Origin of the sequence: Cupriavidus cauae (assembly GCF_008632125.1) — a bacterium.
Taxonomy (GTDB): Bacteria; Pseudomonadota; Gammaproteobacteria; order Burkholderiales; family Burkholderiaceae; genus Cupriavidus; species Cupriavidus cauae.
On record NZ_VWRN01000033.1, the window covers coordinates 21509 to 28699 of the forward strand.

The 7191-nt window shown below is 67.9% G+C and carries 1 protein-coding gene; it reads left to right on the top strand.

Translation table 11 applies throughout. From position 1 onward, the window contains the following. Positions 1-41 precede the first annotated feature (41 nt). Positions 42-7191: non-ribosomal peptide synthetase (locus F1599_RS12280; RefSeq protein WP_150083285.1), on the top strand; the 7150-nt coding region annotated here is incomplete at its 3' end.

A 7191-nucleotide genomic window follows, 5' to 3' on the forward strand; every position in this document is an offset into this window, starting at 1 on the left:
GCTGGTGCAGCACCGGTCCATCGATTCGCAAAAGGACAGCAATGCAAGGCGAGACGCTGCTCGACTATTTGATCCATCACGCGACCAGCCGCGCCGATGCGACGGCACTGACGGTGCTGGACGAGGACGACCCGGCAGGCACGACCTACCGCTACCGCGACCTGCTCGCACGCGCGGCTGCCTATGCCACGCGCCTGAGCGAGGTCGCGCAGCCCGGCGAGCGCGCGATGATCGTGCTCGACACCGGCATCGACTACGTCAGCGCGTTCCTCGGCTGCCTGCTGGCGCGCGTGATCGCGGTGCCGGCGTTTCCGCCGGAATCGATGCGGCCGCAGCATCTGGCCCGGCTCAACGCCATCGCGGCCGATGCGCGGCCCAGCGTCGTGGTGGTCGACGACGGACTTGCAGGCGACTGGGCCAGTGGGCGGTCGGACAGCCTGCAAGCGCGCATCGTCACCGTATCGTCGGTCTCGTCTGGCTCGTGGGTTTCCTCGGTCGGCGAAACGATGCCGGGAGCGGCCATCGCCGACGCCAGGGCATGGGCCGCGGCCGTCCGCCCCGACACCGTTGCCTTCCTGCAGTACACCTCCGGCTCGACCGCGACGCCCAAGGGCGTGATGGTGACGCACGCCAATATCGTCGCCAACGAAGCGGCCATCGCCAGCCAGTTCGACACCACGGCCGACGACGTGATGGTCAGCTGGCTACCGCTCTATCACGACATGGGCCTGATCGGCGGACTGCTGCATCCCCTCTACGGCGGCATGCCGCTGGTGCTGATGTCGCCGACTTATTTCCTGCAGCGGCCGCGCCGCTGGCTCGAGGCGATCGACCGCTTCCGCGGCACCGTCAGCGGCGGCCCGGACTTTGCCTATCGGCTGTGCGTGGAACGCGTGCGTGCGGCACAGGTCCAGACGCTGTCCCTGCGCAGCTGGCGCGTCGCCTTCTGCGGCGCCGAGCCGATTCGTGCCGAGACACTGGAACGGTTTGCCAGCCACTTCGCCGACGCCGGCCTCGACGCTCGCGCGCTCTATCCCTGCTATGGACTGGCCGAGGCGACGCTGCTCGCCACCGGCGGTCGCCCCGGCGAGGGCGCCATGATGATCGGCTTTGATGAAGCGGCGCTGGCCACCGGCCGCGCCGTTGCATCGATCGATGGCGGCGGCGCGCGACTCGTTGCCTGCGGCGACGCGGCTCCGGGCCATCGCATCGAGATTCGGGATGTCGAGCATGGCAGCCCCGTTCCGGACGGACAGATCGGGGAGATCTGCATCGGCGGGCCGAGCGTGACCGCGGGCTACTGGCAGCAGCCCGAGGCCACCGCCAGCACCTTCCCGCATCACGACGACCCCGCCTCGCGCTATCTGCGCACGGGCGACCTCGGCTTCCTGCACGAAGGCAGGCTCTACGTCGCCGGACGTTCGAAGGACCTGATCATCGTCCGCGGGCACAACCTGTATCCACAGGACATCGAGATCGCGGTCGAAGGCGCGGTCGAGGTCGTGCGCAAGGGGCGCGTCGCGGCCTTCCCGTTCCAATCGGCCGACGGGCAGTTCGAAACGATCGGCGTCGCCGCCGAGATTGCGCGCAGCATCCAGAAGTTCGGCTCGCCCGAAGCGGTGGAAGCGGCCATTCGCGAGGCAGTGGCGCAATGCTGCGGCGAGCCGCCGGGACTGGTGCTGCTGCTGCAGCCCGGCGAATTGCCGAAGACCACCAGCGGCAAGCTGCAGCGTTCGCGCTGCCTGCCTGCCTGGCGCAGCGGCGAACTGGCGCTGTGGGCGGCATTCGAATCGGGGCGGCGGCTCGCATCCGTTCCATCGTCGGAGGCCGCCGCCTCAACGGCCGCTATCGGCAACGCCGTGGCGCTGCAGGGTACCGAGGCAACACTGGCGGAGCTCTGGCAGGAAGTCCTCGGCGTTTGGCCTGCGTCGGCCAATGACAACTTCTTCGCCCTGGGCGGCAATTCGGTGCGCGCGACCCAGCTGGTGTCGAGAACCCGCGAACGCCTGCATCGAGGCTACGCGTTGTCGCATCTCTTCGCCGATGGGACTCTGCGGGCCAACGCGGCGGTCATCGATGGATTGCTGGCGCGCGACGACGGTGAGGCTTCCCACGGGGAAGCGGCAATTACGCGCCGAACCGAAACCGACCTGGCGCCGCTGTCCCCGGTGCAGCGCGGCTTGTGGGTACTGTGGTCGATGCAGCCGGACAGTGGCGCCTACAACGTCTCCGGCGTGTTGAAGCTCCACGGCCGGTTCGATCGGATCGCACTGCAACGCGCGGTCGATGCGCTGGTCGCGCGGCACGAGGCACTGCGCACGCGCTTCGAACTCGACCAGCACGAAGAACCGAGGCAACGGGTGCTGCCCGCCGGCGCCTGCCCCATCGCCGTGCTGGATTTGCGCGAGCACGGCTCCGATGCAGCTGCCGAGGCGCAGGCAACGGCCAGAGCGCTCAGCGCCGAGCCCTTCGACCTGCTGGCCTCGCCGCCACTGCGCGTCGCGCAATTGCGGGTGGCGGACGAGCAGGAATGGCTGTCCATCACGGTTCACCATATCGTGTCGGACGGCTGGTCGATGAATGTCGTGATCGACGAGTTTTGCCGGCTGTACGAGGGCTTCGTAGCGGATCGCCCCGTCGACCTGACGCCGCTTGCGATCCGCTACACGGACTATGCCTGCTGGCATGCGGATCGCCTCGTCGCCGGCCAGCGCGACCGTCAGCTCGCCTACTGGAAGGATCGTCTTGGCGACGAGTCCCTGGTCCTGGAGCTGCCGAGCGATCGCCCCCGCCCCGCGGTGCAAAGCCATCGCGGCGGCGCGGTGCCGTTCATGCTGGACGGCGCGCTGGCGACGAGCTTGCGTCGCATCGCGCTGGGCGCACAAACCACGATGTTCGCGGTGCTGCTCGCCGGGTTCCAGACGCTGCTGTACCGCTACACGGGGCAGCGCGATGTCCGCGTCGGCGTGCCGGTCGCCAATCGCGGCAGGGTCGAAACCGAAGGCCTGGTCGGCTGCTTCGTCAATACGCTGGTCCTGCGCACGGATATCGACGGCAGCATGCCGTGGAACGCCCTGCTCCCCCGGCTGCACGAGACGGTGCTCGAATCGCAGCAATACCAGGATCTGCCCTTCGAACAGCTGGTCGAGGCCTTGCAGCCCGATCGCAGCCTCGCCCATAACCCGCTGTTCCAGGTCAAGTTCAACCTGGCGCTGCCGATCGCCGTCCCGAAACGACTGGCGGGCCACGCTGTCACGGCCGAACAGATCGAAGGCGATGTCACGCGCTTCGATATCGCGCTGGATCTGGTGGAGAGCGAGGACGGCATTGCGGGGCGATTCGGCTACGCCACGGACCTGTTCGATTCCGACACCATTGAACGGATGCAGCAGCACTATGTCGGCATCCTCGAACAGATCGCGTCGACACCGACGCTTCGCGTGGGTGAGCTGGCGTTGGGCAATGAGGACGGGCGCCTTGTCGGCGAGGCTCTGGAGTCGGCTGCGGTCGATGTGCTGACGGCATGGCGGCGTAGCGTCGTGGCGGATCCTTCTGCCGTCGCGTTGCGATATGAGGAACAGACCCTGACCCGCGGCGAGGCCGATCGGCTTGCCAATGGCATTGCGGCTGCGCTGGCCGAGCGCGGCATTGGGCGCGAGACGCGGGTCGGGCTTTGTGTCGAGCGCTCTCCGGCGTTTATCACCGGACTGCTTGGCATCCTGAAGGCCGGGGCGGTTTGCGTGCCGCTCGATCCGGTGCAGCCAGTCGAACGCTTGCGCCAGCTATTGGACGACGCTGGGGCCAGTGTTGTCGTTGGCTCGGGGCCGGGCTCGGGGCCGGAGTTCGGACCGGGGTTCGGGCCGGGGTTCGGGCCGGGCTTCGATTGCATCGATCCGACGTCCGTGACGCAGGTCGACGATGCGCCTTCCGTCTCGTTGCTTCCGGGGCAAGCCGCTTATCTGATCTACACCTCCGGCTCCACCGGCACGCCGAAGGGCGTGGTGGTCAGCCACGACGCGCTCGCGCATTACGTCTGCGGCGTGCTGCACCGCCTGCAGTTGCCTGCCGATGCCTCGATGGCGATGGTCTCCACCCCCGCCGCCGACCTCGGCCATACCGTGCTGTTCGGCGCCCTTTGCAGCGGCCGGACCTTGCATCTGATCTCGCGCGAGCGGGGCTTCGATCCGGACTGCTTTGCCGACTACATGGCCCGGCACCGCGTTGGCGTGCTCAAGATCGTCCCCAGCCATCTGCGCGGATTGCTGCAGGCCCGCCAGCCTGCCGATGTGCTGCCAGAGCAGGCGCTGATTCTTGGGGGCGAGGCTACCTCGGCCGAGTTGGCTCGGACGATCCGCGCCCTGAAGCCGCAATGCCGGCTGTTCAACCATTACGGCCCGACGGAGACCACGGTCGGCGTGCTGACGCATGAAGCCGTGGCCCTGCCCGAACGGCAGTTGCCGACGGGCACGCCGTTTCCTGGCTCCCGCGTCTATGTGCTTGACGCCGACCTGAACCCGGTGCCCGCCGGCATCGTCGGCGAACTCTATATCGCCGGACCGCAGCTGGCCCGGGGCTACCTCGGTCGCCCGGGACTGACCGCCGAGCGCTTCGTCCCCGATCCCTTCAACGACGGGGCAAGGATGTACCGCACCGGCGACCGCGTCAGGCAGGACGCCGACGGCCGGATCGAATACCTCGGCCGCCAGGACGAACAGGTCAAGATCCGCGGCTACCGGGTCGAACTCGGAGAGGTTGCGCATCTGCTGCGGTCGCAAGCTGGCGTCAAGGACGCCGCCGTGATCGTCCATGAGGACCGTCTGGTCGCCTATTGCGTGCTGGACGGCACGGATTCCGCCACGCTAAAGACCGGACTGAAGGCGCAACTGCCCGACCACATGGTCCCGGCGCAAATCATCGCGCTGGACCGCCTGCCGGTCACGCCAAACGGCAAGCTCGATCGTCGCGCGCTGCCTGCCCCGTTGTGGGAGGCCGAGGGCTACATCGCCCCCGCCAACGAAGCCGAAGCGCTGCTGGCCCAAATCTGGCAGGAGGTCCTGGGCGTCGAACGCGTCGGCGCCACCGACAATTTCTTCGAACTTGGCGGCGACTCGATCCTGTCGATCCAGTCGGTCAGCCGCGCTCGCCGCCTCGGCCTGCGCTTCACGCCCAAGGACCTGTTCCTGCATCAGACCGTGCAGGCGCTGGCCCAGGTGGCCAAGCGCGACGAGGCCAATCGCCGCGTCGACGACAAGCCTGCCGGCGAGGTGCCGCTGCTGCCGATTCAACGGGCGTTCTTCGAGACGCCGATGCCGAACCGCAATCATTGGAACCAATCCGTGCTGCTGCGTCCCGTGGAGCGCCTGGATCCGGACGCACTGCGCCGCGCGCTGAAGGCCTTGGTCGATCATCACGACGCATTGCGGCTGCGCTACCGGCAGCAGGACGGCCAATGGCAGCAACGCTACGCCGCGCCCGGCGATAGCGAGCTGCTGTGGCAACAGCAAGTCGTCGACACGGATTCCATCGAAGCGCACTGCGATCGCGCCCAGCGTAGTCTGGACCTCGAACAGGGACCATTGCTGCGCGCACTGCATCTGCAATTGCCGGATGGCAGCGAGCGCCTGCTGCTCGCCGTCCACCACCTTGTCGTCGATGGCGTCTCCTGGCGCGTCCTGCTGGAAGACCTGCAACAGGCATACCGGCTGGCCCAGCAACGCCAATCCATCGCGCTCCCGCCCAAGACGGCGTCGTACAAGGCCTGGGCACAGGCGCTGGTTCAACATGCGAAGTCGGACGAACTCACCAGGCAAGCAGACTACTGGTGCGCCCAGCACGGCCCCGAGGTGCCATGCGACCACGCCGCGGCGGACGACCGCATCGCGCAGGCCGCCACGCTGACCTTAGAGTTGTCCGCCGAGCAGACCCAACGCCTGCTGAAGCAGGCGCCAGCCGCCTACCGGACGCAGATCAACGACTTGCTGCTCAGCGCGCTCGCGCAGGCAGTGGGCCAATGGGCCGGCGTCGATCGCGCCGCCATCCTGCTCGAAGGGCATGGCCGGGAAACCCTGCTTGCTGCACCGGATATCGGCCGCACCGTCGGCTGGTTCACGACGATGTTCCCGGTCGTGCTGCCGGTGGCCGCCGACACCGCGGCCAGCATCAAGTCGATCAAGGAGACGCTGCGCGGCGTTCCCGATCATGGCATCGGCTACGGTCTGTTGCGGCATCTCGCGCCGCAGGCCATTCGCGAACAACTCGCGGCACGCCCATTGCCCCGCATCACGTTCAACTATCTGGGCCAGTTCGACCAGAGCGTCGGCGGCGACGCGCTGTTCGATTTCGCCGACGAGTCCTGCGGAGCCAGCCGCGATCCGGAGGCCCCGCTTGGCAACTGGATCACGATCAATGGCCAGGTCAGCGGCGGCGTGCTGTCGCTGGGCGTCACGTTCAGCACCGCCCGCTACCGGCACGACACCATCGCCTCGCTGGTGGACGCCTATCGGGACGCGTTGGAGACCACCATCGACCACTGCATCGGCATGCCACCCGGCGCGCTGACACCGTCCGATGTACCGCTCGCCGGCCTGAACCAGCATCAGCTCGATCGCCTCGACGGCGGCCAGATCGAGGACCTGTATCCGCTCACGCCGATGCAGCACGGCATGCTGTTCCACTCGCTCTACGCGCCGGAGGCCGGGCTGTACGTCAACCAGCTCGCCATCACGCTCGACGGACTCGATGCCGAGCGCTTCCGCTCGGCCTGGGATGAGACGGTGGCGCGGCACGAGATCCTGCGGACCGGCTTTGTCTGGATCGACGGGCAGGCGATGCAGGCGGTCTATCGGCAGGTGCCTTCGCCGGTTCGGATCAATGCCGAACGCGACTGGAACGAATCGGCGTGCGAGGACGTTGCGCTCGAAGAACGCAAGCTGGCCTTCGCGCTCGACTCTGCGCCGCTGATGCGCGTGCGCCTCCTCCGCCTGGGCGCGAACCGCTACCGCATGATCTGGACCAGCCACCATCTGCTGCTCGATGGCTGGAGCACGGCCCGCCTGATCGGCGAAGTCCTGCAGCGCTACCACGGCCAGCCGGTCGAGGTGCCCGCCTCGCGCTATCGCGACCACATCGCCTGGCTGCAGACCCACGATGTCGCCGCCAGCGAGTCGTTCTGGCGCGAGCGGCTGCAAGCGC